The following is a 25,796-nucleotide window of genomic DNA, read 5'->3' as shown; positions in this document are numbered from 1 at the left end:
AAAATCCTCTAAATTATGTCAAAAATTACTAAATATGTTTCAGATTATTTTTTGACAAGTCAAAAAATTCTCGCCAAACTTAATCCTGATAACATTGTTGTTTTGCAATTTTTTCAACGAAAACCTTTTGCAATTCTTGCCGGAATGGATGAAGTTTTGGAATTACTAGTTCAAAATACTGACTATAAAAATTACAAAATTCGCTATTTGAAAAATGGTACTCGAGTTGTAAAATATGAAACTGTCTTGGAATTGGAAGGCAATTTGCACCTTTTTGGATACCTTGAAGGTGTGATTGATGGTATTCTTGCGCGCTCAACTTCAATTGCGACAAATGCATTTGCCTGCAAAAAAGCCGCTAAAAACAAGGATATTATTTTTATGTCCGATCGTTGCGACCATTATTTAATGCACGAAATTGACGGAAAAGCTGCTCGCGTCGGTGGAGTTACAATTTTTAGTAATGCAGCTCAAGCTGGTCAAAAAAACGAAAATTTTGGTTCAATGCCACATGCTTTAATCCAAAATTTTCAAGGTGATCTGATAAAAGCATCAAAGGCTTACCGAAAAGTTTTTCCAAACCAAAAACTAATTGCTTTGGTTGATTTTAACAACGATGTGATCGCCGATTCGCTTGCAGTTCTCAGTCATTTTGGTGAAAATTTAGCGGGAGTTCGTGTAGATACATCGAAAAATATTGCTGACAAAATGTTTGTCAAACCGCAAAAAGATGAATTTGGTATTAATGCCAAGTTGATCAAAAAATTAAGAAGCGTACTTGATGAAAATAACGGAAAACATGTAAAAATCATTGTTTCTTCAGGTTTGAATCCTATTAAAATTAAGGAATTAGAATCAAAAAATACTCCTGTTGACGCTTACGGCGTCGGCGAATTTATGTTGCAAATTCGCCATCATTTCAGTGCTGATGCGACGCTCTTAAACAACCAAAAAATTGCAAAATTTGGTCGTTTTTACCGTAAAAATACGAAATTAATCACTTTCGACGAAAATGAAAACTAGACTTGTGCTCAATAATTTAGGTTTCAATGACGACCTCAAAATTTGGCAGGATAAAAACAGTTTTAATTATTCAGTTGACACAATCTTATTAGCGAATTTTATTAGTTTGAGTCGAAAAGTAAAAAATGCCTTGGAAATCGGCACGAATAACGGTGCTTTGGCAATTTTAGTAGCTCACCGTAAGTCAGATTTGAAAATTGATGCTTTGGAAATTAACGCAAAAGCACTAGAAATTGCCAAAAAAAACCTTGAAATTAACAAAAAATCGCCCCAAATTAATTTAATTGCGGGCGATTTTAATCAATTTTGACCTGATTTAAACAAAAAACAGGCACAAAAATACGACTTAATTTTTGCAAATCCACCTTATTTTAAAGTTGACACTAAAATTATCAAAAAAGTTAACAAAGAGTTTCAAAATGCAATTTACGAATTTTGCTTAAATTTGCAACAATTAATTTTTGGATGTGCTAAAATTATTCAACAAAAAGGAAAATTAGCACTTGTTTTGCCAATTGAAAGATTCGTTGATTTAGTGCAATTATTGCGCGAAAATCGCTTTGAACCCAAAAAAGTGCAATTTGTAATGACTCGCGTTGGTTCAACGCCAAAATTTGTGCTTGTCGAGGCACAGTTTAATGCACCTTGAGGAACAAATTATCTTCATAATTTATATTTGCATCCAAAAAACAAAAATTCTCATGAATATCGCAAGGAAATTCAACGACTTTATGTTGTAAAAAAGGTAAAAAATGACTAAAAAATTTTTCATAACAACTCCAATTTATTATGCAAGCGGCAATTTGCACATTGGCCATCTTTACACTTCGACTCTGGCTTGAGTAATTTATAATTTTAAAAAATTAGCCGGTTTTGAAGCTCGAATGTTGACAGGATCTGACGAGCATGGACAAAAAATTAGTCAACTTGCAGAAAAAAAAGGATTGAGTCCGCAGCAATTTGTGGATGAAAATAGTAAAAAATTTCAAGATTTATGGGAAAAATTCGGGATTAATTATAATTATTTTTTACGCAGTTCAAGTAAAAAACACAAAGACTTTGTTTTAGAGGTTTTTAAAAAAATGTACCAAAAAGGTTACATTTTTAAGGACAAATATCAAGGCCTTTATTCAGTAAGTGACGAGGAATTTTTGTTGCCAAAACAGGCAATTTTTCGTGACAATGCCTATTTTCATCCTGTAAGTGGGGCGAAAATGGAATTAATCAGCGAAAATTCTTACTTTTTTGTGATTAGTAAATTTCAAAATTGACTTGAAAAATTTTTAAGTGATAATCCAAAATTTATATTTGATCCAAAAGTTGCGCGTGAATTAGAACAAAATTTTTTTAAAAAAGGCTTGGAAGACTTATCAATCACGCGCAAAAACCAAAAATGAGGAATTAAGCTTGAAAATTTTGAAAACCACACAATTTATGTTTGACTTGATGCCCTTTTTAATTATTTGTCAGTTTTTAGTGAAGATATTGACCTTGATTTTCCACAAAAATCCAATTTTTGGAATCAATCAGAGGAGATTGTTCATGTTGTTGGTAAGGAAATTGCCCGATTTCACTGCATTTATTGGCCGATTTTTCTAAAATCATTGAATTTTCGTTTACCAACCACAATTTTAACCCATGGTTGACTGATCACTCCTGAGGGAAAAATGTCCAAATCGAAGGGAAACGTCATCAACCCCATTGATTTGTTGGATAAATTTGACCCCGAAACTATTAAGTTATACTTAGTTTCGCAAATTAACATCACAAATGATAGCGTTTTTGATGAAACACTTCTGGAAAATTTTTACAATTCTTTTCTTGTAAACACTTTTGGAAATTTGATTAGCCGTACGGTTGCATTAATTGAAAAAAATTTTGAAAAACCCTTGATTTTTCGAGTTGAAGATCTTGATTGAACTGACATTCATTATTATGAACAAATTTTGGTTGGATTTGATAAATTTGAGCAGTTTTTTTCAAATTTTCAAGTTGAAAAAGCTTATAAAATTGCCTTTGATTTGGCAAAAAATCTCAATGGTTTCTTTGATATTAAGGAACTTTGAAACCAAAAAAACCTTGAAAAACTAGGTGCAAGTTTGATTTTGGTGTTAAATGGAATTTACGCAATTGCAACCTTTTTAAGCACAGTTATGCCAAAAAATGTTGCAAAAATTTTAGAATTTTTGCAACTTAACCATGCAAGTTTTGCATTAATTACGAAATTAGACAAATTTGATGAAATTTGTCTAAAAAAATTAGAAAAACCTTTTTTTCCAAGACAGAAAAAATAATTTTAAAAACAAAGGATTCAAAAATTGCTGAAAATAGGTGCTTTTTTTACTTTTTTGTTGCAAAAAACAACCCAAAAAGTAAAAAAATTTTTAAGAAAAAATTCTTATTTTCACCACAAACTACTCAAAGTTGCATCTGAAAATCAGAATTAATAACCGAATCTCCAGCGATAATTGTGTTTTTTGTTTAAATAAAGGAAAAGTGGCACCAATTCAATAACAACAAAACTATAAATCGGGAAGGAAACAGTTGATTTTAGAATTATCGGTGTCAAATAATAGTAAAAATATTCCTGAATAAGCCTATCCTTGCCAGTTCGATTCAAAAAACGGTTGTAATATTGAATAAAAGCAAAAGGATGTCAAAGCCAGCGTGCAATTAGGTAACAAACCGCAAGTGTAATTAAGGAAATTAGTGCTATTTTTAGTTTTTTTGTCCTTTTTTTGCGATAAAAAACGAATAAAATTATGGCGAGAGTCCAAACTGAAATTATAAAAACTCCAATTAAAATTAGCACGGTTTTTTTATTGAAAAGATCACCCCAAACTTTGGGCACTTTTTGGATCTCAATTTCTTCTAGAAAAAAATAGTAAAGAAAAACTGAACCTGATGAAAGGAAAAATAAACCCATAGGAATAAGCAAAAATTTATCATTTTTCTTTGCCAAATTGAAAAAAACAGCCGCTAAAAAAGTGATGAAAATTGGCACGATTGCATATTCAGGTGTCCAAAAAATTATTCTACTTGTTAGTAACAATTTGCCAAAATCAAAGCTAAAAGCGACAATCATCCCCTTAAATCAGTGCAAAATTATGCCAAGCAAAATGTAAAATGGCAACTCAAATGCTAAATTAAATCGGGTTGGAATTGTAATTTTGGCGATGTAAGTAATTACTAAAAACATCGCCATTAACAGTCCAGAAATTGTTAAATCAAAGTTTGAAAAGTAAAAAATTCGGCGGTTTTTTTCCAAAAAAATTGCTATTTTTTCCCTAAAATTTGGCACTATTTTTTTAAACACGATTAAAAATATTATAACAAAAATCGAAAAATAACATATAATTTTCAAATTGAAGGAAAAAAATGATCCATAAAAAAAAAGGACAAGAAATTTACCGTAACAAAATCATTAACATTCAGGCCTATAAATACAACGGTTTTTTGTACCGGCAATGATCAAATGCCCGCGTTATTTCCAATTCAAAAACTCATCTTGTCGTTAATCTAAAAGGTTGTGTTGTCAAAAAATATGGTGCAAAATCTTGACGCATGACCGAGCCCGCGATTTTCATTTTTCCCAAAAAAAGCATGCACAACACAATAATTACTTTCAAACCCGGTTTGCATTTTAGTTGTCGTTACTACATTAATTTGGCTTCTGATTTTATTTTTGAGGAAAATACAATAAAATTTGTTGATTTTGACCTTGATATTAAAATTTATAACAAAAAAACCTTCGACATTGTCGATCGTGATGAATTTGTTGAAAACAAAGTAATTATGAATTATCCTGCAAATCTTGATTTTCTTTTGTCAAGGGAAATTAGTAAAATTTTCCTTTTGCATCTCCAGAAAAAATCCTTTTTTAACCAGGAATATCTGTCACTTTTTTACTAGTCAAGATCAATTGCAAAAATGCTCAAGGCATTTGTTGCTGCAGCAAATTCAGCCTCTTTGATTGATTTACCAAAGCCAATTCCATATTTTTTTTGTTCTCAAACAAGGTCAACTCGAAAAGTTCCGTCAACCAGTTTTGTGTGAAAATAATTAATTTTACTGTTTGTTGAAAAAGACTGAATTTTTTCCTGAAAAATTGATTTTGGATCTTTTCTTTCAATTTCATCGGCAAAATTTACACTGTTGTACAAGTATTTTGCCAAAAATTTATCCAATTTTTCAAAACCTTGATCGATTAAAATTGCCGCTGAAAAAGCTTCAAAAATGTCAGCTTTCAATTTGTTGTTTTCACGAATCACATGCGAACCTTTGCCAAGAAAAACAAGATCAGGCAAACCAAGATTTTGGCAAACCTCAGAAAGATAAGCAGTTGAAGTTAAGGATGAGCGTAATTGCGATGAATTACCCTCATTTTGGTAAAAATTATCGTAAATCACTTTTGAAACTGCATAATTAATTGCTGAATCACCAAGAAATTCAAGCATTTCGTAATGTGGCATTCCAGGATGAGTGAAATTATAACTTTTGTGAGTCAAGGCCTGCACATAGATGCCAATTGTAATTGGTTCAATGTCAATTGATGCTAGAAATTCACGGATTTTCTTTTCTTTTTGCATTGTTCCCACCCTGATCTAGTTTTTTTTGGCAAAAACCCAATTAACTAACTAATTATAACAAAATTTTTAAAGTTTTTACTTGACTAAACTCCAGAAATTTTCTTGTAAAAAAAATTCTGGAGTTTATAGTCTGCTTTTAAAGTTTTTTTTTTTTTTTGGATTTTGTTCACAAAAAGCAAAAAAGTCAAATAATACATTTTCATGTAGATTTATGGCAAACTAACGGTAGTTAACAACGTCGCTATTGATTGCTTCGTAAATGACATCAACAATTTTTTGTTGTTGTTCGATTGGTGGGTTTGGATTTGTCTTGAGGAATTTAAAGGCTTTTATAAATGCTGGATGAAATGAAACCCCAAGTGGCCGGCCAATTTTATAAAGGCTGATTCATTTTTGGTTCAGTCTTCTTTTTAGGCTTTCATCAGCGTTTTCACGGTATCTTTTCATTAATTTTTGGTAAGAAATAATTTTAAAAATACCAAAGATTAATCAAAAATTTTTGACAAAAAGCGACCATTTTAAAGGAATGAAAAGCAATGATCCAAACAAAAAAGTTAAAATTGGGAACCAAGGAACATAATATAAAATCGTGGCGTATTCACTGACAGTGCCTATTAGACTTGGATTTTGTTGGATAATTTCAGCAATTTGATTTGCAACAATCAATTTTTTACTAAAAATTGGACTAATTATAAAAACTAGTAATACAATATAATTTAGAAGCAAAAAAATTGAATCCATTGTATAAAAAAGTGTTATTTTGGCTAATTTTGTTCGATTTTTGGCATTATTAAAATAAATTAAAAATTGAATAATAGCCAAAAAAAGAACAAGTGAACCAGTGAATACTGAATATTTTCAAAAGCTAAAACTATTAAAACCTGCAAAAGCTAATCAAAAAGTTGCCATTAACATTGAAATAATGATGTAAAAAATTGAATAGGAAACTAATTTTGCTGAAAAAGAAAAGCTATTTCAAAGTCTTTCAAGGAAATTTTTTTTACCAAATTGGCTGTTTTTTTCATGTTTTAGCAAAATTTCATTATTTAAATTTCTGAAACTAGCAATTCAGTCGCCATGTTTTTGGCGATAATGCATTTTTTCATTTAAATCTGTGATTTGAACAACAGAATTTGCGCTCGCAAGGCAGTTAAAGAATTCGATTTCTGATTCATTAAGTGGTCAAATTTGCGCTTGTTGAGTTTTTGTTTTTTCTGCTGAAAAACGAGGTTCATTTGAAAAAGATTCTACCTGAAATTCTTCTTCAACCGACTTGTTTTCTACAAAATCCTGATTAACAAATTGCTGAGAATCAACGCTGTTTTTTCTATTATTAATTTCACCGTATTCGTTAATTTCTTGATCATTAAATCCATTGTTATTAAAGTCATTTTTGCCTTCGAAAGGGTTAGAAAAATCGGGTTGAGAATCTCTTAAATAATTATCTTTTTTTGTATTGTTGTAATACTGGTAACCGCGATCGCGGCTAGCAAACCCATTTGGTTTTGATTCATTTTTTTTACGATTTATATTTTTAAGATTAGAAAAATTATCAGTGTTTCTTTTGTTTTCACTGTTTGATTTTCAGTTTTGATTCATAAAAAGCCTCCTTTTTTCCTCATTTTTTATACACGCTTAGTTTGCTTAGAATTCTAAATTCTTAGTTAATTTTATCATAAAATTAAGCTTAAATTAAATGAGTTAACTGTGGTTTTTTTGAACAAAAAAAATTTTTAATATTTTTGTGGTATAATTATTTTAATTTCATATATATTATGAGATTTCAAGGAAAATTAATAAATTGTTTCCTTGCAAATATTGGTTAAAATTCCCATCTCATAATAATTCTAGCAACCGGTGCGCCGGTATGAAACCAAAAAAAACCAAGTTTTAGTTCTAAAACTTGGTTTTTTTTTTTTTTTTTCACAAAAAAGTTAAGTGCCAATTTTAGTTACAGTTATCTCCGGTTTTTCGATAGGATATTGGACTTTTGATCCGTTTGAAGGATAAAATTTTTTGATTATTTTGGCAAGATTAAAATTTTCAGTTACAAGCGGAACACCGCCTGAAAGTGAAATGTTTGTGTTCAGTTTGTCATAGTAATTTTTTTCGACTTTGGTGGCATTATCATAGAAATTGTTGATCAAACCGAAAGCGTTGATAAATTGTAGTTCACCATCCTTGTTGAAAACTCCAGAACCGCTTGCTCCCGGTCCGTTATTTGTGTAAAAATAAAGTGAAAGCCGGGCAAAATTTTCCTGCGGATCAGTTGCATAAACACCCTTAAAATTATTTTTCATTGCATTTGCTTTTGGTCAAAAAAGACCGACATTAAGATCGTAGGAGGAATCGCCCTTTTTTCAAACTTTAGGGGAAATTTTCACTGGTTTTTCCTGTTTCATTTTTTCCCAAAAGTCAATAAATTTTTGGTAAGATGACAAGAATTCATCAATTTTTGTGGTCAATAAGACTGGATTTGCTTGTTGTTTTGCAGAGTCCTGCTGAACTTTTGCCAAAAATTCAGTTTTATTCTTGCTATAAAATTCAGCAAGTTCTTTCAAATCCTGATTAAATTTGCTATAATTAAAGTAAAAAATTCCCACATCAAATTTATTGTTGTCAAAATCAGTTGGAATTGAAAAATAATCTGAGAAAAAGTTGATCAAGTATTCTAAAACGGCGTTTTCCTCAAATTGTTTAATTTTTTCCTGGAAAACTTTTTTTGCATAAAAAAGGAGCGCGATGTCATCGCGATTCATGCTATGAATTTTGCCATTTTCATACCATTCGAAAAAATTTCCGCCTAAAGTATTTCAAAATCGCATTTTTTTTCCTTTAATTTCTAGATTATTGTCCACTTTTTGGTTATAATCCGTTGATTTAATGACGTGATTGTTAGTAATTAGGAGTGCTTGACCGCTTGTTGCATCAAGAATTGTTGCGGTTCCGGTTTTAAATTTAACATTTTTTTGGTAAATTTTGTCATATTTTGATGATTCAATTGGTTCAGCGTAAACACCAATTTTGTCAAGTTTGAAAATTTGATTTCGTGCTTTTACATCAAATATTGTAAACTTTTGGTTTAAAATATTTGATTTTAAAGGCTCTTTTTCTGTAATTAACGAACTAATTTGTGGATAATTAAGGTCATAAACAAGCAGATTGTCATTTTCTTCACCCAAAAATTTTTCGTTACTTTCTTTAGTAACAAAACCATTTTCAGTGTTGAAGTTAAAATTTTCGTACCCAGCAGGAAAAGTGATTTGATTTTGCTTGATTTTTTTCAAGTCCTGTCGGGAAAGTCAAGAAAAATAAGATTCTCTTTGGCCATATTCAGGAATTAAGTCTTCATTTTCTTGATTTAAATCATCATAATATTTTGAAAATTTAAGATATTCGGCAATTTGACTTGCAAGATTTGTGTCTTTTTTAAGGTCTTTTTGCTTGTTTTTAGTAGAATCAATTACTAATTTTAGTCCACTAATTTTGGTTGTGCTTGCAGAAAAAAAATTAACATAACCAAAATAAGCTCCAATTCCAGAAGCAGCTAGGATTACTAATCCCAAAAAAAGATATTTTTTTTTCCTTCTTAACACTTTTTCCCTTTTTGGTTTAAAATAATTTTTATACTAAATTATATTAAAAAAATGTAAAAATAAGTAAATTTAGCCACTTTTTTTACAAGTTTGATGCTAATTTAAGTATAATTTTTATATTATGAGTGTACTGACAATTTCAAAAAACTTTAAATTAACAAACATTGAAAAATTAATAATTCGTTTTATTGAAGCAAAGCCACGAAAATTTATTGAGCAAACAATCAACGAACTCGCAGCTACTTTGTTCATAAGTGTGGGTTCAATTACACAGCTAGTAAAAAAATTAGGTTTCAATAATTTTAAGGAATTAAAGCGTTTTGTAATTGAATGACTACGAATGGACAAAGAAAATAATTTGTACGATGAAAATGACGAAATTGAAAATGTGAACTTACTTTATGCTCATAGTATTGAAAAAACGATGTCATTGCTGGAAATTAACCAGATAAACCGGATTACCGATGCAATCATTAATGCCAAAAATATTATCACTTTTGGAATTGGCTCTTCACTTATGGCTGCAAGTGAAATGTCAAACAATTTGCGAAATTTGCACCTAAACGCTTTTACTGCCAAGTCAATTTACGATATTGCCGCTTGAGTTAGTCAACCAAATCAAACAGTTGTGCTTGTTTTTTCTACTTTAATGTCTTCAAAAGATTTGATTTTGATGCAAAAATTAGTAAAACAGTTCCAAATTCAAGTAGTTTTTATCACCACAAATACAAAATTAGAAACTGAAGGAAACACGGAAATTATTTATTTTGATACTCTTGAACAGAATAAACGCACATTTTCAGTTGGTGCAAAAATTGCACAATTATTTATCGCTGATTTAATTGCCATGAAGATTCAGTGCAAATTGGATTCTAGTAGAACTGATTTTTACAACGAATTTAATCGAATTTGAAGAAAAAGAAAATAAGCAAAAAATTGCTTATTTTCTACAAAGTTGCTTAATTTTTTCAGAAAAAATTAGCCAAATTAGTTAGTATTATCGATAATTTTTTTAATAGCTTGTAATAGTTTTTCAGTTGAAAAACCAATCCTTTCAAGAATTTTTTCACCAGGGGCAGAAAACCCAAATTGATTTCAACCAAAATTATTTTTTGCATGAATAGCTCAACCAAAAGTTGACGCTAATTCAATTGAAATCGCAAAATTCGGGTCCCAAATTGGTTGATTTTGTCAATTTGAAAGTGAAATTAGATTTAAATCAAGTTTTCCTGCGATTTCAAAAGCAAGACCAAGTTCACTTCCTGTTGCAATCAATGCCCATTTTGAATTTGATTTTCGCACAAAATAAGCACCTTTTTTGAAGCCTCTTTTGCAAGAAGTAACAGTTTTTACATTTTGACGACTCAAAATAATTGCACTTGGATGATCTTTTGAAGTCAATGCCAATTCGTAAGCTGACTGTAGTTCAATTTCATCACCAGGACGGAAAATTGCTAAATTAGGCACTGAACGCAACATTGCAAGTTGTTCAATTGGTTCATGAGTTGGCCCATCTTCACCAACCATTAGTGAATCATGTGTAAAAATATAAGTAACTGGTAATTTCATTATTGCTGAAAGTCGCAAAGCCGGTTTCAAATAATCCGCAAAAACAAAGAAAGTTGAAACAAATGGTCGTAATACTGAATGAAGTGCAATTCCATTGGCAATTGCTGCCATTGCAAATTCGCGAACACCAAACATTAAATTACGGCCTTGATAATTTTGGTTACTAAAAAAGCCGTCAGCACCTTTTGCTTTTGTTGAAACAGAAAGGTCAGCCGAACCACCAATTCAGTGTGGAATATTTTGGGAAATATAGTCCAAAACCTGGCCGGAAGTTGATCTTGTTGCTTGATTTTTTGCCAAATCAAGATTGATTTGAAAATCAGCATTATCTGCTTTTTCCAAAAACGACTTTAATTCTGATGACATTTTAAAGTCAAGTTTTTTTAATTGGGTTCTTCTTCCTAAAGTTTCTTGATAGTGTTTTTTTACTGTTTCATCAAGATAAAAATCATCATGATTTCAGGCAAGCGATTCACGCAAGGATTCAATATCTTTACCAAGCGGCGCGCCATGGACATCGGATGTCCCAGCTTTTGGCGCACCTTCACCAATTATTGTTTTAATTTCAATAAAACTAGGTTTTCCTGATTCTTTTGCACGGAAAACTGCCTGCGAAATTTTATCAGCATCATTTTCTTGAACTAATTGATAGAAAAATCCTTGTGATTCAACTCTTTTTTGAACATCTTCACTAAAAACAGTCTTCACAGGTGAATCAAGTTGAATGTCATTGCTATCGTATAAAACCACAAAATTTTTCAATTGCAAGTGGCCAACTAGCGAAAAGGTTTCGTAAGAAATTCCCTCTTGTAAGTCACCATCACCACATAAGACATATGTAAAATGATCAATTTCAGGGAACTTTGAATTTAAGTGAGCCTGCGCAAGCGCGATTCCGGCTGCAGTTGCAAGTCCTTGTCCAAGCGGCCCAGTAGTGGCTTCAACGCCAAGTGTATGCCCAAATTCAGGGTGACCTGGAGTTTTGGAATCAAGTTGACGAAAATCTTCAAGATCAGACTTATTAATTATTCCCAAACTGTAGAATAATGAATACAAAAGCGCTGAGCCATGGCCAGCAGAAAGTACAAAACGATCACGATTGATTCATTTTGTATCATTGACATCAAAGTGCATGTGATCTCGGAAAAGTGCGTAAACCATTTTGGCTGCACTTAGAACAACGCCTGGATGTCCTGAATTTGCTTTATTAACAGCAGCAACTCCATGCATTTTCAAAGAATTAATTGCTAGTTGATCAATTTTCATATCCTAATTACCTCGCGAAACGTATTTTCCATCTTCAGTGGAGACGATGATTTTTTCACCTTCTTTAATAAATAGTGGAACATCAATTTCAAAACCAGTTTCAAGAGTTGCACGCTTAGTTGGGTTTGTTGTTGTGTTCCCTTTAACAGCATCAAAGGCTGAAGTTACCTCTAATTCGACTTTTGGTGGAAGTTCAATATCAAGAATTTCATCATTGAATTTCCGCATTTTTACCTTAGAATCAGCAACCAAAAAATTCAACTCTCAAGTAACCCTTGAATTTTCAATAGCTACTTGTTCAAAACTTTGGTCATCCATCAAAACAATATTTGCACCATCATTATACAAAAAGGACATTGAAACTTTTTCAATGTGAGCCTTACTCACCTTTTCTCCTCCGGAAAAGGTTTTAATTGTAATCGCTCCTGAGCGAAGGTTTTTTACTTTTGCTTTAAGATTTGCCTGCCCACGGCCCTGTTTTGAGTGTTGAGCGGTAATTACCACAAAAATATCATTTTCAACTTGAAAAGTAATTCCAGGCCGAAATTCATTGACATTTATCATTGCTCTCCTTCCTTGCATAGCTCAACAAGTAAATACTAACTCAAGCATCAGCAGTCTAAAGATAAATTTGGCTTAAATTATAGCATAAAAGTTGTTTTTCGTGAAATTTTTTAGGCTGCAAAAAATTTTTGTTTTTGATAAAAATTGCTATAATTATTTGATTCGTTTTTATTCTTCTATATTTTTATTCTTCTATATTAGTTGCATTAGCTGCTTGTTGTTCTTAAAAAAAGAATATTAAAAGGGGGTTGAACATTGAAAAACTCCAGAAAACCAGTATTTTCTAATGCCTTCAAGCTTTTATTCGGCATCACAACTCTTGCTGCGACCGCAGTTACTGCAGCAGCAATTTCTTTGAAAAACAGGCGTAATTTGCAAAAAAACAGTACAATTGTTAATTATTCAATTGCGGAAAATCAACCAATTTTGAAAGAAATTAACTATTTGGCGCTTGGTGATTCAATTTCTGCTGGCTTCAATTGAGATTATAGTTTTGATTTTCGCGGTTTTCTTGATGATAATTCTCAAGTCAAAGGCCTTTCTTATCCTGCATTTTTTGCAGATTTTGTGCAAAAAATTAAGCCTGGAGCTTTAAAATCCTTTGATAATTTGGCGCTTTCTTGAACAACAATTGCCGATTGACTTTATTTGCTTGAACCCACAAATCCGCAGTTCAAAAATTTTAGCAAAGGGCACTTAAATTTTAGTCATCAACTTGATAAATTGACAAATTCACCCTATGGAAAGCAAATTAGCGAGGTTTTCGGGGATTTTTCCGGTGAAAATTTTCCACTCTTGCGTGCAAAAATTGCCAAAGCAAACTTGCTAACAATTTCGCTGGGCGCAAATGACTTGATGTCAGCTTTGGATTTTGGCGCACTTTTTTTACCAGGGCAAAATATTGCCACAAAAAATGAGGCTAAATTTCAATTTTTGCAAAAAATTGAAACTGCTTTTTTGCAAATTGAACGCAATTTGCAAACTTTAGTTACAAAAATTCGTCAAATTAACAAAAATTTGAAAATTGTTTTCCTTGGTTACAATACTTTGTCTTCAATTTCGATCAAATTTTTGGAAAAAATGTTTGAAAATGAACTTGGTTTGGAGGAAAATTATGCCGGTTCACTAATCAAAAGGCTTAACAAATTGCTTCAAAGGCTAGCAAAAAACGGCAAATTCAATTTTGTCGACCTTTTTAACGATAAACTTTGACAAGAAAAATCAAATAATTTTGCAAAAAACGAGTTTGACATTCATCCTTCGCCAAAAGGTTACAAAAAAATGGCGCAAGATCTAATTTTTAAACTTGCACTTAAGAAAAATCCTGACTTTGAAAGTGAAATTTCCGAAAAACTTACCTGAAATAAGGAATATTTGCAAAAAGATGAGAATTCTTATCAGCGAATTTTGGACCTTGGCACAAACGAGGAAATTTTAAAAAAGCTCACGATCAATGACTCAATTTCTGATTTTGTGTCGCAAGATTCAGAAATTGAAAAAATTAGCATTGCCGGAATTTCGCCAAATTCCGGACCACAAGTCGCGATTTTGGCCGCGGTTGGTGATGGTGTTAATTTTGGCGTGATTTTACAACGTTTTTTGCAATCAAATTCACAAATTAAGTCTCATTTTGCTGACTTATTAGGTGATTTTTTTGCAAAACTTGGAAAAAATAATACTTCCTTTTTTCAAGTTTTGCAAAAAATTCTTCAAAGTAATTTTTTCCTTGATATTATCGAAAAATTGCAAAATTATATCAAAGATGTTGTAACTAAAGAGGAATGAAAAAAGGCAACTTTTTCTAGTTTAATTAATTTTATTTTTAGTAATTTTAACGAAAAAAACTTGGTTTCACTTTTCAAGGAAACCATAAATTCTGATTTTGTTAGCCAAAATCAGATCAAAATTAAGGAACTAATTTTTGCTGCTATTTTTGGCGAAAATTCAATTCAGAACCTTTTGATCAATGAATTTATCAAAATTTCGCCTGAATATCAGGATGATTTGAAGGTTATTTTCAAATTTGACTCGGTGCGACAGCTTTTTACAAAAGTAATTAATGAATTTATAATTAACTCAGCGGATTATTTGCCTGCTAAAAGCTTTCAGGACATTATCAGAATTTTTCTTTCAAACTCCGAAAATTACCAAAATATTGTCAAATTTGCCAAGGATTTTAGTTCAGAAACACTTAAGCATCCTGAATCAGTACAACTTTTGGTCAAAATTATCAATCAATATTTTAGTTTTGGCATCAAGAAAGAGGAACAAAAAGTGATTGGCAATCTATTTTTGTCAATTGGTGACATTGTGATTCGCACTGAAACTTGGAATAAATTAACTAAAAATGTTGCCGAAAATTTCCTAAATGCAATCAAAAAAACTGACTTTAGCACAACAACTGAAAAGGTTTCTGAAATTTTTACAAAAAAAATCGAGGAATCCTACACTGATTTTTTCAAGAAACCTAGTCATATTTTGACACTTTTGCAAGAAATTTTGCGCTTTGATTTAAACAAAAATCAAATTAATTCAATTAAAAATTTAGCCAAAAAATTTTATCCTCTGGTTGCAAAAATCAGACTCGACGATTTTATCAGTCCAACCAAACCTAATTACGGTAGTTTTTTGATATTTTTTGACTCGATCAAAGATTTTTTGAGTACTAATTCCTTTCGTGTTCTTGATGATTTGGTCATGGCTGCAATTGAAGATTTTTTGGTTGAAAACAAGCATTTGTACCAACAAGTTGACTCATTAAATCGCTTTGGTTTCAACTTCGCAGCTAATAATTTAGCAAAATTAAGGGAAAAAGTTTATGATTTTTTGGCAAAAAACGTCAAATCAGAAAAATTTTTAGAATCAATCTCTAATTCGTTTGGTAAGTTACTTGATTCACATGGTCTAAGTCAACAATCAATTGATACTTTTGTCAAACTTATAAAGTTAATTTTTCAAGATTTTGTTAAAAAATATGAAGTTCAAAAAGGAAAACAGACAGTTTTTTCTGGTAATCTAATTTTTGACTTTGTTGAATCGGTGATTAAAAATTTTGCTAGATTTACCAAGGAAAATTCTGAAAAATACAATCAGCTAAAAAGTAAACTTGAAGCTGCTAAAAAAGCAAAAAATCAAACTGAAATTGATGCAATTTCTACAGAAATTGCTACAGTTGATGCAGAACTTAATCTTAGTAATTTTTTAAATTTTTTTCTTGAAAACTTCCTTACCACAAAGCAAATTTTTGAATTAATGAGAGGTTTAGCTGATCTTAAGATTGAACCAATAATTAACATCAACGATCTTGTTTTGTTTTTTAAAGAATTGTTAGGTAAGGATTTTTTAGAAAAACAATTAGTGAACAAACTGGCAGAAAGTACTATTTTTGGACAAGAAAAAGTTAAAAATTCACTTTTTCGCCTTCTTGAAAATTTTTTTGAATCAAGTGTTGTTGAAGAATTATTGGCAAAGTTTATCAACTATATTTTTGACAAGAAAAACTTTGAAAAAGCAACTGATTTTACCACCTTTGGAAATAATTTTCTTAATGAAAACAAGGTTTTAATTGAGAAAATTTTCAGTCTTTTTCTTGGTGATTCAGCCACTTGAACATCTTTAAAAGATTTTTTGCTTAATTTGCTTGAGGCAAGCAAGATTAATTTAGATGAAAATAACAAAGACACAATTTTAGGTCTAATTCGTGATCTTTTTTCAAAACTACATGATTCAGCACTTGACAAAACTGACAGTGAAAAAGTCAAACCACCTTTGATTATGCAATCAGTTTTGAAAATCGTTACTGATTCAATTTCGCCAAATTCAACCTCAAAAAAATCAATTTACGAAATTCTCATTGACAGTTTAAGCGTTGATATTGCAAACTTTTATTATAAAAAAGATAACCAAAATCCTTCTAAAAACAACGTTTCCAGTGAAAAAATTGGCAAACTTTTTGTAGCGCTTGCCAAAACTGAGGCAATCAGAACACAAATTAAAAACGGTTTGTCAGGAATTCCACAGCAATATTCAGAAAGTATTAGTCAAATCATTGATGCCTTCTTAGAAAATCCTGCTCTAGAAAAATTAGTTAATGCTTATTTTTCTTTGCTTGCAAAAGCAAAAATTGACAAGGCAGTTGACAGTTTGTCATTAATTAAAACACTTTTTAAAAGACAATATTTTACAAAAATTATTGGTGAATTTATTATTGAATTAGAAAAAACCCCTAAATTAGCGGAAAATTTTGCCAATTTATTTGGTAAAATTTTCAATGCAAATTTCAGTAAAGCTGAATTTAAACCATTATTTTCAATTGTCAAAGAAATAATTTCCAATAATCTTGAAAATTTTTATAATAAAAATGAAGAGGACAACGTAGCAATTTCCCCAGTTACTGTTTTAGTGAGTGAAATTGGCTCTGAATCTGAAAAAAAGCTGCCAATTTACAAGAAGGAAAATGCTCTAATTAGTAAATTTGTAGAAATTATTGGTAAGTTGATTGATTCGGATTTTCAAATTGAGTCCATTAGTAAAATTTTGGAAACTGAGATTGGAAAGGAAGAATTTATTGTCTCACTTTTCAAGCAGGTTGGTCTTGTTTTTAATAAACTTGATCAACAAAACAAGGAATCATTATGAACATTAATTGACAAAATTTTTAAATCTAACTTTTTAATCACAAAAATTAAACAATTAGATTTCAGCAAAATTAGTGAATTTTCACTTTTTAAAAGTCTTACTAATGAAGAAAAAGAAAAAATTAATTTACAATTAAAAGATTTACTTGCAAAATTTTTGACTCTTCCAGTTAATAAGCTTTTGATTTTTCGTTTTTTTGAATCAATTAACAAAAATAGTGAAAAATTTAAGGATGTTAATACTTTTTCTGGAATTTTCAAAACATTTTTGGAAGCTAATCATCAACAGGATCAAGAAAAAAGTAAGACTGAAGTCGTCAGCAAGAGTAATAATGATTTTGTTAAATCATATTTATGATATTTGCTTAATTTTTTAGCAAAAAATGAAGATTTTAGTAAAATAATTGTAAAAGTAATCGCAAATTTCTTAAAATTAGACTTGAATTTTAAGAGTGATAAAATTACTAATCCAACTGCAATAATTACGAAATTTTTACAAGAATTTATTGGCCTTGGTTTTGAAAATGAATTAATTTCCAAGGTTTTGGATCAAGTTGTTGAAGGGATTAAAACTGCTAATTTTAAGAGCAACTTTTTTAGTGAAATTTTTTCTAAAATTGATTTTGAAAAGATTCTCAATCTTGATCTTGTTATTAAATTAGAAACCAAAATTGACATAGTTTCTTCGTCAGAAAATCAGCAAAATGAACAAGAATTAACTGTTGATTCCCGCGATATCCCCATTCCAAGTAATAAAAAAATTTCTGTTGACAGTTTTGTTGATTTTTTTGATTTGATTTTCCTTGCATCACCAAAATGAGATAGTAAAAATGAAACTAAAATGTCACCGGTAATTCAAAAATTAAACCACATTGAATACACTGGAATTCAATTCATTGACCTTTTTAAATCAAGAAAAACTGATCCACAACTAGAAGCAATTACAAAAATATTTCACAAAATTTATCAATCAGAATCTTCTAATAAAATTGATAAAAACAATTTCAAAAACAGTGCAAAAGGACGAACATTGTACCGTTTAGTGCTAATTTTATTATTTTATGCCTATGAATCTCGGATTAAGGATGCCAATTATTTTATAAGAACTTGAGGATTTTATGGTGGAGCAGCCTCTTCATCAACTGCATCTGAGGTAATTAGAGCAGCATTGAAAAACGGCAGTCAAAATTCAACAACTAATGTAAGCACTGACAGTGGATATACAAAATTAATTGATGATTTAATTGGTGACCCTGTTAAATCAAAAGGTTGATTTAGTAACACATATTACAAAGAAAACGATGTTAAATTAACAGATATGATAACCATGATTTACTATAATAAAGAATCTAATAGATTCCAAAAAGACACAGCACAACCAACTTTAAGAGACCAAATTTTTGAACAAATTCATGATGGAACTTATCCAGCGCAAAGTGATAACCCAAAGAATAATAAATAGATATAGCTAAATCAGTATAAAAAAATTAGACAATTATTTTTATCCAATGATTTTCGAGATAAATTCTTTTTATTTTTCACTTTTAAAAATTTTGAAAATTTATTCCATATAGAAACTTGTGCTTGTATATGGAATAAATTTGATAAATTAGTAAATTAATTTACTTTTTTAATTTAGATAGTCAAGTTTCTTTTTATCCAGAAAAACTTGACTAATTTGGCCAGAAATCACAACTTTATCATCTTGATAAACAACAACCTGTTGGCCGGGGGTCACCGCAGGAAAATTTTGGTAATTGACTCAAAAGGAATTTTTGTTAATGATTTCGATTTTGACTTCAATTGATTCTTGACGATAGCGAAACTTAGCTTTTAGCGGTTTATTGGCAAAATTTTTTGCCAATAAATTAGCATTAATCGCCAAAAGTCTATTTGATTCTAGTCATTTTGGTTTACTTGCAGGGCTAACATACAAAATTTTTTTTTGAATGTCATGCCCAACAACAAAAAAAGGTTCTTTCATTCCGTTTAGACCAAAACCCTTGCGCTGTCCGATTGTAAAATACATAATCCCAATGTGATCGCCCAAAATTTCGTTGGTGTTAATGTCAACAATTTTCCCAGGTTGTGCGGGAATGTAATTTTGTAAAAAGTCGGTGAATTTGCGTTTACCAATAAAGCAAATTCCAGTAGAATCGCGCTTTTTAGCGTTAATCAGCCCTAATTTTTCAGCAATTTTTCGCACTTGGGTTTTTTGAAAACTGCCAAGAGGGAAGACTGTTCTAGCAAGTTGCTCTTTTGACAATTGCGCCAAAAAATAACTTTGATCCTTATTTGAATCATCGCCTGCAAATAAATTTCCGTTCACTGTTTTAGCATAATGTCCCATGGCAATAAAATCAGCATTGTGAATTTTGCTTGCATAGTCAAGAAAATGCTTGAATTTAATGTGCTTGTTGCATAAAATATCAGGATTTGGTGTTAAACCTGCCTGATATTTTTCAATTAGATCAAGAAAAACTTCATTTCAATATTCGTTGATAAAATCAACCCGAAAAATCGGGATTTTAAGTTGTTTTGCAACCGCCTTTGCATCATTTCAGTCCGCTTCTTGTGGGCAAATTGTCTGATTATCAGTCGATTTTTGCCCCAAGAAATCATTATTTAGTGTTGAATCTCAATTTCGCATGAAAACAGCAATGACTTCATGTCCTGCTTTTTTCAGTAAATATGCAGCAACTGCTGAATCAACACCGCCTGAAAGGCCAACTACAATTTTTGCCATTTTTTTCTCCAAATTAACACAAAAATTAAGTTATTTATTTGTTTTGTTGACTCAAAAAAAGGCTTTAAAGCGCCTAATCAGCGATTTAATTTCGCCAATTAGGCGCCATTCAGTTGACCTAATTCCAAAAACATTAATATAAAAAAGCGAAATTCAATATGGAAGAACAATAACAGAAAAGACCATTAGCAAATTTAGCAAAATAACAATTGTATAACTACCGCCTGAATAAAAAAAAGGGTGTAAAAAATTCAAAAATGGATAAATTGTCAATCCTGTGTAAAAATAAATCACATTTTCTTCCTGACTTTTTTGGTTGTCAATAAATTCAGTGGTAACTCATTGTCTAATTGTAAAAAAGTATAAAAATAAACAAAAAAGGTAATAAATTATTAAATAAATTACAGCTATGCTGAGTCCAAATTTTGTTAAAGCAAATTCTTTTCGGAACCAAAAAAGAACAATAATTGCAAGAACTGGGTGCAAAAGATGCACTGTTGAAGTTGTTAGTAAAACTATGAAACTCATGTCAAGATTTCAAGCAATTATTGATCAAAAAACAAGCAAAACAATTGTTAAAATTACAGTTAAAGCAAACAGAAGCTGAAATTTCCTGCTTGTTGGGTTAAAAATAAAACTTAGCAAAACAAAGCCATAAAGTAAATTTGATTGGTAAGTCAAGTAAAAAAAAGCACTAAAATTTTCAAAATAATTTGAAAAACTAATAAAGTAAAATTTGTCAACAACAAATTCACGGCGGTTTTTAATCATTGAGTAACCAATCATCGATATTGTGATTGCAAGGATGATTAGCGCAAAAATTAGCGCGGTTTTCCGTGGTTTTTTTCAAGCCGAAAAGTGTTCTAGTTTATTTGATAAAAAAGTGTTATTGTCAATCATAATGTAAACTTATCTAAATTATATAACAAGATGAACTAAAAAAGAAAAATTGTAAATTTTCGCCAAAAAATTAACAAAATTTTCCCAATTTTGTTTGTAAATTTTTTTTGAATTTTTTAGATTCTTCTTTAAAAATTCAAAAAAAATTTACTAATTACCTCTATTTTCTTGTATAATGTTCTCTAAACCGAAAGGGCATTGATGCATAAGGTTGCGATACACAAGATGGAGTTGTTATTGTGGTCGGTTTTTATGCGGAGCCCGTTCAATAATTATGAACAGGAGCAACTCAATCTTTTATTTTTATGCACACATCAATAAGAATTAAGTTAAAATCATTTGACCATCGGCAAATTGATGCAGCAGCCAAAAAAATTGTATTATTGGCTCGTGAACTCAATGTTGACACACGTGGACCAGTTCCACTACCAACTTCAAGGGCCGTTTATACAATTTTGCGGTCAGTTCACGTTAACAAAAAATCACGTGAACAATTTGAAAGCCGCACCCACAAGCGACTCGTTATTTTATATGTAAATCCAACAAATCAGAAAGCAGTATCAGAAAAAATTTCAAGATCACAATTACCTGCTGGGGTCTGATTAGAAATTGAGGTTGTTTAAATGAAAGGAATTTTAGGAAAAAAGGTCGGCATGACACAACTTTTTACCACTGATGGTACTGCAATTCCGGTAACAGTTATTGAAGTACCTAAAAATGTGGTTACAAAAGTTTTAACACTTGAAAAAAACAATTATCAAGCTGTTCAACTTGCTGCTTTTGACAAAAAAAAGTCACAAATTCGTAAACCTGAAATTGGTCACTTTAAAAAATCAGAAACTGAACCTAAAAAATTTGTTCGTGAATTTCGTAATTATGCAAATTTAGAAATGGGGCAAATTATAGATGTTTCAATTTTCAGTCCTGGTGAATTTGTTGATGTCATTGGCACTTCAAAAGGTAAAGGATTTGCAGGGACAATTAAGCGCTACAATCAGGCAATTGGTCCAAGATCTCATGGTGGCGGGGGTGGTTCAAAACCAATTCGCCAAACCGGATCACTTGGTGATATTTCCGGAAATAAAGTTGTTAAAGGAATGACAATGCCAGGTCACTTGGGTCATTCTCGTGTTACCAAACAGTCACTTGAAGTTATCAAAGTAGACAAGGAAAATGGCTTGATTGTTGTTAAAGGTTCAGTTCCAGGTCCTAAAAAATCATTTTTAATGATTAAATCTGCTGTTAAAAAACAAGTTGCAAAAAATCCAGTAAATCTTTTTGAAATTCAAAATAATCTTGTGGAGGCAAAAAATGAATAAGAAGGTTGTTGAAAATCCACAAATCATGACAGATCAAAATCAAACAGCAGTCAAATTTATCCCAACAGTTCAGCTTCCAGAAGCGCTTTTTGGACTAAAAACCCCCCATTCACAAGCAATTTTTGATTCAATTCTTTCCGAAAGAGCATCACGACGTTTTTCCACACATAAAGTAAAAAATCGTGCTGAAGTTTCTGGAACCGGAAAAAAACCTTGGAAACAAAAAACAACCGGAAAAGCTCGTGCAGGTTCAAAAAGATCGCCTATTTTTGTTGGTGGTGGTCGTGCTTTTGGACCAACAACAGCACGAAATTACCAATTGAAAGTCAACAAAAAAGTGAAAAAATTGGCTTTTGTTTCTGCGCTTTCCCAGCTTGCAAATCATCAACAAGTTTTAGTTAGTGATTTTGCAATGACAAAAGTTTCTACAAAAACTTTGGTAAACCAGTTAAAATCACTGGAAATTGCTCACTTGCGCCGAATTTTAATTGCTTCAACTGATCAAAATTTATTTTTATCAGCAAGAAATTTACCGAATGTTGAACTTCTAAAACCAACTTCGTTGACAGTTGAGTCATTAATTAAGGCTGATTTGCTGGTTATTTCAGAAAAAGATCTAAAAGTTCTTGAAGGAAAAATTTAAAATGAGCTCAAATAATATAAATAACATCATTAAGGGGCCAATTTTAACAGAAAAATCTTACCAATTGATGTCTGAAAGTGTTTATTCTTTTAAAGTTAGCCCCAAAACAAATCGTAGTGAAACCAAAAAAGCAATTGAGTATATCTTTAATGTTAAAGTTGCTAAAGTCAACCTTTTCAATGTACCAAAAAAAGCCAAAAGAGTTGGGAAATCAAAAGGATTTGTGCCAGCTTATAAAAAAGCTTTCGTTAAATTAGCGCCTGGATTTTCAATTAATCTATTTAATGATGAAACTCCAAGCAAAGACCAAGATGATTTGCAAAGCAACAGAAAAGCTGAAATCGAGCAAAAAAAGACTGAATACGAGCAAAAATCAAAAGAAATTTACGAAAAAGTGGCCAAAAAATTTGCTAATTCCAATAAGGAAAATGTTGAATCAACAGAAAATCAAGCATCAGATTTTGCAGAAACTGCTTTAAAACCAGCAGCACCCTCTGAAAAAAAACAAGAAACTAAAACTGAATTAGCACAGCCAGAAAAAACAGAAAATTCAGAAAAAGGTAATTAAAATGGCTCTTAAACATTACAAACCAACCACAAATGGTCGTCGTCACATGTCCTCGCTTGATTACAATGCCAATTTGACAACAAACAAACCAGAAAAATCACTTTTGGTTTTACTTAAAAAACATTCAGGCCGTAATGCTCAAGGGAAAATCACTGTTCGTCACCAAGGTGGAAGAAATAAAAGAAAATATCGTCTTATTGATTTCAAAAGAAATAAGGATAATGTTCCTGGAACAATTAAGTCAATTGAATACGACCCAAATCGTTCTGCAAACATTGCTCTTGTTGCTTATTTAGATGGTGAAAAACGCTATATTTTAGCGCCAAAAAATTTAAAAGTTGGTCAAAAAATCACTTCTGGTCCTGAAGCTGATATTCTAGTTGGTAATTCGCTTCCACTTGCTAATATTCCTGAAGGAACTTTTGTGCATAACGTTGAATTATATCCTGGTGCTGGAGGTCAATTAATTCGTTCTGCTGGAAGTTGAGCACAAATTCAAGGTCGTGATGAAAACGGAAAATATGTGATCATCAAACTAAAATCAGGAGAATATCGCCGTATTTTAGCAACTTGCCGTGCGACTGTTGGTATTGTTGGCAATGAGGAAAATTCACTTGTTAATATCGGGAAAGCCGGTCGAAATCGCCATAAGGGAATCAGACCAACTGTGCGTGGATCAGCAATGAATCCAAATGATCACCCTCATGGTGGTGGAGAAGGAAAACAACCAATTGGACGTAAATCTCCTCTGACTCCTTGGGGTAAAAAAGCCTTGGGAATCAAAACCCGTAATCCGAAAAAACCATCAACAAAATTGATTATCCGAAGTCGAAAGGAATCTAAAAAATAATGGCTCGTTCACTCAAAAAAGGTCCATTTGCTGATGATCATCTCCTTAAAAAAGTCGATGATGCAATTGCAAACAAATCTCGTAAACCAATTAAAACATGATCACGACGTTCAACTATTTTTCCCCAGTTCGTTGGTCTTACTTTTCTTGTTCATAATGGCAAAATTTTCAATGAAGTTTTTGTTACTGATGACATGGTTGGCCACAAATTAGGTGAATTTTCACCTACAAGAACTTATCATGGACATGGCAAAGATAAAGCCAAAAAGAAATAGAAAAGTAAAGGAAACTCAATGAATTTAAAAAGTAATAATTTTGCAGTTGCATCCTTGAAAACACAGCGGATTTCTGCTTCAAAAGCTCGTTTAGTTGCTGTTTTATTAAAAGGAAAAAAAGTTTCTGAAGCCCTTGGTTTGCTTGCAAATGTGTCCAAAAAAGCTGCGCCAATTTTTACAAAATTGATTAATTCTGCAGTAGCAAATGCCATTAATAATCATGGTCTTTCCCAACCAGATTTAGTAATTTTTGCTGCAATTGTCAACGAAGGCCCAACTTTAAAACGATTTCGTCCACGTGCCAAAGGTGCAGCAAGTCAAATTTTAAAACGCACTTCACATTTTAAAGTTGTTCTAGTTGACAATAGTCGTCTTCAGGAAGAAACTACAATTGCTCCAAATCAAATTCCATTTGTTGCGCCAACGCAACCTGATTCTCCAAAGTTAGAAACTACTATTCAGGAAAACGAAGTTGTAATAAACGAATCACAAGTAGAAAATAATGTCAAATCAACCAAAGAACCTTCAGAAGAAGTTGAAACTAACAAGAAAAAGGCGGTGAAATAATGGGACAAAAGGTTAATCCAAATGGATTTCGTTTTGGAATCACAAAACCTCATAATGCAATTTGATATGCAGGCAAAGACAAATTCGCTACTAATTTATTAGAAGATGTAAAAATTCACCGTTTTTTTGAAAAATTTACTCGTGAATACCAAATTGCTAACACTGTAATTCGGCGTGATCGTCACAATGCAATTACAGTGCTTGTTTACACTGCCAAAATGGGTGTTTTTGTTGGCAATCAAGGTGAAAATCTTAAAAAAATTATTGAAAAATTAAAAAAAACCTTGAAAAACCGTCAAATTGTAATTAATGTTGATGCTATTGAAATCAAAAATCCAGAATTAAATGCAAAATTAATGGCCGAAGCAATTGCTCAAAAATTAGAACAACGTGCTTCCTACCGAATTGCCCAAAAATTTGCAATTCGAACCGCCCTAAAAGCGGGCGCAAAAGGGGTGAAAACTCTTGTTTCAGGTCGCCTTAATGGTGTTGAAATGGCCCGTTCTGAAGGTTATGCCGAAGGTGAAATGAAATTGCATACTTTACGTCAAAATGTTGAATATGCAACTGCAATTGCCAAAACTACTTACGGGATTTTGGGAGTAAAAGTCTGAGTTTCCCTTGGTGAAATTCGCCAAAAATTTGATATTGAAACAATTGTACGGAATGATAAAAGGAGATAAA

21 protein-coding genes and 1 pseudogene are annotated in these 25,796 nt (G+C 31.3%); 14 read left to right on the top strand and 8 right to left on the bottom strand.

Annotation, left to right across the window (positions count from 1 at the left end; genetic code table 4):
- Positions 1-15 precede the first annotated feature (15 nt).
- The 3 genes from IM807_RS01920 to metG are packed head-to-tail and all read left to right on the top strand — an operon-like array spanning position 16 to position 3,317.
- The gene (locus IM807_RS01920) at positions 16-1,023 is read left to right on the top strand and encodes a nicotinate phosphoribosyltransferase (protein WP_196362878.1); all 1,008 of its coding nucleotides are present in this window, start codon (positions 16-18) and stop codon (positions 1,021-1,023) included.
- Positions 1,013-1,783 (top strand): tRNA1(Val) (adenine(37)-N6)-methyltransferase, encoded by a 771-nt coding sequence (locus tag IM807_RS01915; protein ID WP_196362877.1) that lies wholly within the window; start codon positions 1,013-1,015, stop codon positions 1,781-1,783. Before IM807_RS01920 ends, IM807_RS01915 begins: the two co-directional genes overlap by 11 nt.
- Positions 1,776-3,317 carry a methionine--tRNA ligase gene (gene metG, locus IM807_RS01910; protein WP_196362876.1) on the top strand — a complete coding sequence of 514 codons (1,542 nt, stop codon included), beginning with the start codon at positions 1,776-1,778 and terminating at the stop codon, positions 3,315-3,317. Before IM807_RS01915 ends, metG begins: the two co-directional genes overlap by 8 nt.
- A gap of 149 nt (positions 3,318-3,466) precedes the next feature.
- Here the strand turns inward: metG and IM807_RS01905 are convergent, their stop codons facing one another.
- Positions 3,467-4,291, bottom strand: coding sequence for an ECF transporter S component (locus IM807_RS01905; RefSeq protein ID WP_230861164.1), 825 nt, complete (start codon positions 4,289-4,291; stop codon positions 3,467-3,469).
- A gap of 110 nt (positions 4,292-4,401) precedes the next feature.
- Here IM807_RS01905 and IM807_RS01900 point away from each other — a divergent pair, with 110 nt between their 5' ends.
- Complete coding sequence (locus IM807_RS01900) at positions 4,402-4,935, top strand: DUF402 domain-containing protein (RefSeq protein WP_196362875.1); 534 nt, start codon at positions 4,402-4,404, stop codon at positions 4,933-4,935.
- On the opposite strand, the gene IM807_RS01895 is transcribed toward IM807_RS01900, so the two are convergent.
- The 3 genes from IM807_RS01895 to IM807_RS01885 form a co-directional block, all read right to left on the bottom strand.
- Positions 4,932-5,612 carry a ribonuclease III family protein gene (locus tag IM807_RS01895; protein WP_196362873.1) on the bottom strand — a complete coding sequence of 227 codons (681 nt, stop codon included), beginning with the start codon at positions 5,610-5,612 and terminating at the stop codon, positions 4,932-4,934. The genes IM807_RS01900 and IM807_RS01895 overlap by 4 nt on opposite strands.
- Positions 5,613-5,831: 219 nt before the next feature.
- Positions 5,832-7,211 carry a hypothetical protein gene (locus IM807_RS01890; protein WP_196362872.1) on the bottom strand — a complete coding sequence of 460 codons (1,380 nt, stop codon included), beginning with the start codon at positions 7,209-7,211 and terminating at the stop codon, positions 5,832-5,834.
- Positions 7,212-7,546: 335 nt separating this feature from the next.
- Positions 7,547-9,208 carry an Mhp366/Mhp367 family surface (lipo)protein gene (locus IM807_RS01885; protein ID WP_230861163.1) on the bottom strand — a complete coding sequence of 554 codons (1,662 nt, stop codon included), beginning with the start codon at positions 9,206-9,208 and terminating at the stop codon, positions 7,547-7,549.
- A gap of 121 nt (positions 9,209-9,329) precedes the next feature.
- On the opposite strand from IM807_RS01885, the gene IM807_RS04280 reads away from it, so the two are divergent.
- Complete coding sequence (locus tag IM807_RS04280; RefSeq protein WP_196362870.1) at positions 9,330-10,136, top strand: MurR/RpiR family transcriptional regulator; 807 nt, start codon at positions 9,330-9,332, stop codon at positions 10,134-10,136.
- A 59-nt stretch (positions 10,137-10,195) separates the two neighbouring features.
- On the opposite strand, the gene IM807_RS01875 is transcribed toward IM807_RS04280, so the two are convergent.
- Both IM807_RS01875 and efp read right to left on the bottom strand, forming a co-directional pair.
- Positions 10,196-12,043, bottom strand: a complete 1,848-nt coding sequence (locus IM807_RS01875) for a transketolase (protein WP_196362869.1) — start codon at positions 12,041-12,043, stop codon at positions 10,196-10,198.
- 3 nt (positions 12,044-12,046) lie between these two features.
- Positions 12,047-12,607, bottom strand: a complete 561-nt coding sequence (efp, locus tag IM807_RS01870; RefSeq protein ID WP_196362868.1) for an elongation factor P — start codon at positions 12,605-12,607, stop codon at positions 12,047-12,049.
- Positions 12,608-12,862: 255 nt separating this feature from the next.
- Between efp and IM807_RS04275 the strand changes: the two genes are divergently transcribed.
- Positions 12,863-18,706 carry an SGNH/GDSL hydrolase family protein gene (locus tag IM807_RS04275; protein WP_196362867.1) on the top strand — a complete coding sequence of 1,948 codons (5,844 nt, stop codon included), beginning with the start codon at positions 12,863-12,865 and terminating at the stop codon, positions 18,704-18,706.
- A 168-nt stretch (positions 18,707-18,874) separates the two neighbouring features.
- Here IM807_RS04275 and mnmA read toward each other — a convergent pair whose 3' ends face one another.
- Together mnmA and IM807_RS01855 are read right to left on the bottom strand one after the other, a co-directional pair.
- Positions 18,875-19,990 (bottom strand): tRNA 2-thiouridine(34) synthase MnmA, encoded by a 1,116-nt coding sequence (mnmA, locus tag IM807_RS01860; protein ID WP_196362866.1) that lies wholly within the window; start codon positions 19,988-19,990, stop codon positions 18,875-18,877.
- Between the two features lie 30 nt (positions 19,991-20,020).
- The gene (locus IM807_RS01855; RefSeq protein WP_196362865.1) at positions 20,021-20,890 is read right to left on the bottom strand and encodes an MAGa3780 family membrane protein; all 870 of its coding nucleotides are present in this window, start codon (positions 20,888-20,890) and stop codon (positions 20,021-20,023) included.
- A 305-nt stretch (positions 20,891-21,195) separates the two neighbouring features.
- Here IM807_RS01855 and rpsJ point away from each other — a divergent pair, with 305 nt between their 5' ends.
- The 8 genes and pseudogenes from rpsJ to rpsC all read left to right on the top strand — a co-directional run bounded on the left by rpsJ (position 21,196) and on the right by rpsC (position 25,795).
- Complete coding sequence (gene rpsJ / locus IM807_RS01850) at positions 21,196-21,513, top strand: 30S ribosomal protein S10 (protein ID WP_196362864.1); 318 nt, start codon at positions 21,196-21,198, stop codon at positions 21,511-21,513.
- Entirely contained in the window at positions 21,514-22,209 is a 696-nt protein-coding gene (gene rplC / locus IM807_RS01845) for a 50S ribosomal protein L3 (protein WP_196362863.1), read from the top strand.
- Positions 22,202-22,852 carry a 50S ribosomal protein L4 gene (gene rplD, locus IM807_RS01840; RefSeq protein WP_196362862.1) on the top strand — a complete coding sequence of 217 codons (651 nt, stop codon included), beginning with the start codon at positions 22,202-22,204 and terminating at the stop codon, positions 22,850-22,852. The genes rplC and rplD overlap by 8 nt, the downstream gene beginning before the upstream one ends.
- 1 nt (position 22,853) lies before the next feature.
- Positions 22,854-23,420, top strand: coding sequence for a 50S ribosomal protein L23 (rplW, locus tag IM807_RS01835; protein ID WP_196362861.1), 567 nt, complete (start codon positions 22,854-22,856; stop codon positions 23,418-23,420).
- Position 23,421: 1 nt separating this feature from the next.
- Positions 23,422-24,270, top strand: a complete 849-nt coding sequence (rplB, locus tag IM807_RS01830) for a 50S ribosomal protein L2 (protein ID WP_196362860.1) — start codon at positions 23,422-23,424, stop codon at positions 24,268-24,270.
- Positions 24,270-24,545 (top strand): 30S ribosomal protein S19, encoded by a 276-nt coding sequence (gene rpsS, locus IM807_RS01825; RefSeq protein ID WP_196362859.1) that lies wholly within the window; start codon positions 24,270-24,272, stop codon positions 24,543-24,545. Before rplB ends, rpsS begins: the two co-directional genes overlap by 1 nt.
- 18 nt (positions 24,546-24,563) lie before the next feature.
- Positions 24,564-24,908, top strand: a pseudogene (gene rplV / locus IM807_RS04455) (50S ribosomal protein L22); the annotation flags it as partial.
- Between the two features lie 203 nt (positions 24,909-25,111).
- On the top strand, positions 25,112-25,795 hold the full coding sequence (gene rpsC, locus IM807_RS01815; protein WP_196362857.1) for a 30S ribosomal protein S3: 684 nt from the start codon (positions 25,112-25,114) through the stop codon (positions 25,793-25,795).
- Position 25,796 lies beyond the last annotated feature (1 nt).

The organism is Mycoplasma sp. 'Moose RK' (assembly GCF_015708155.1).
In the GTDB taxonomy this organism is placed as follows: domain Bacteria; phylum Bacillota_I; class Bacilli_A; order Mycoplasmatales; family Metamycoplasmataceae; genus Mesomycoplasma.
The sequence above is the reverse complement of the archived record's forward strand: the minus strand, read 5'-3'. Positions and strand labels throughout refer to the sequence as shown.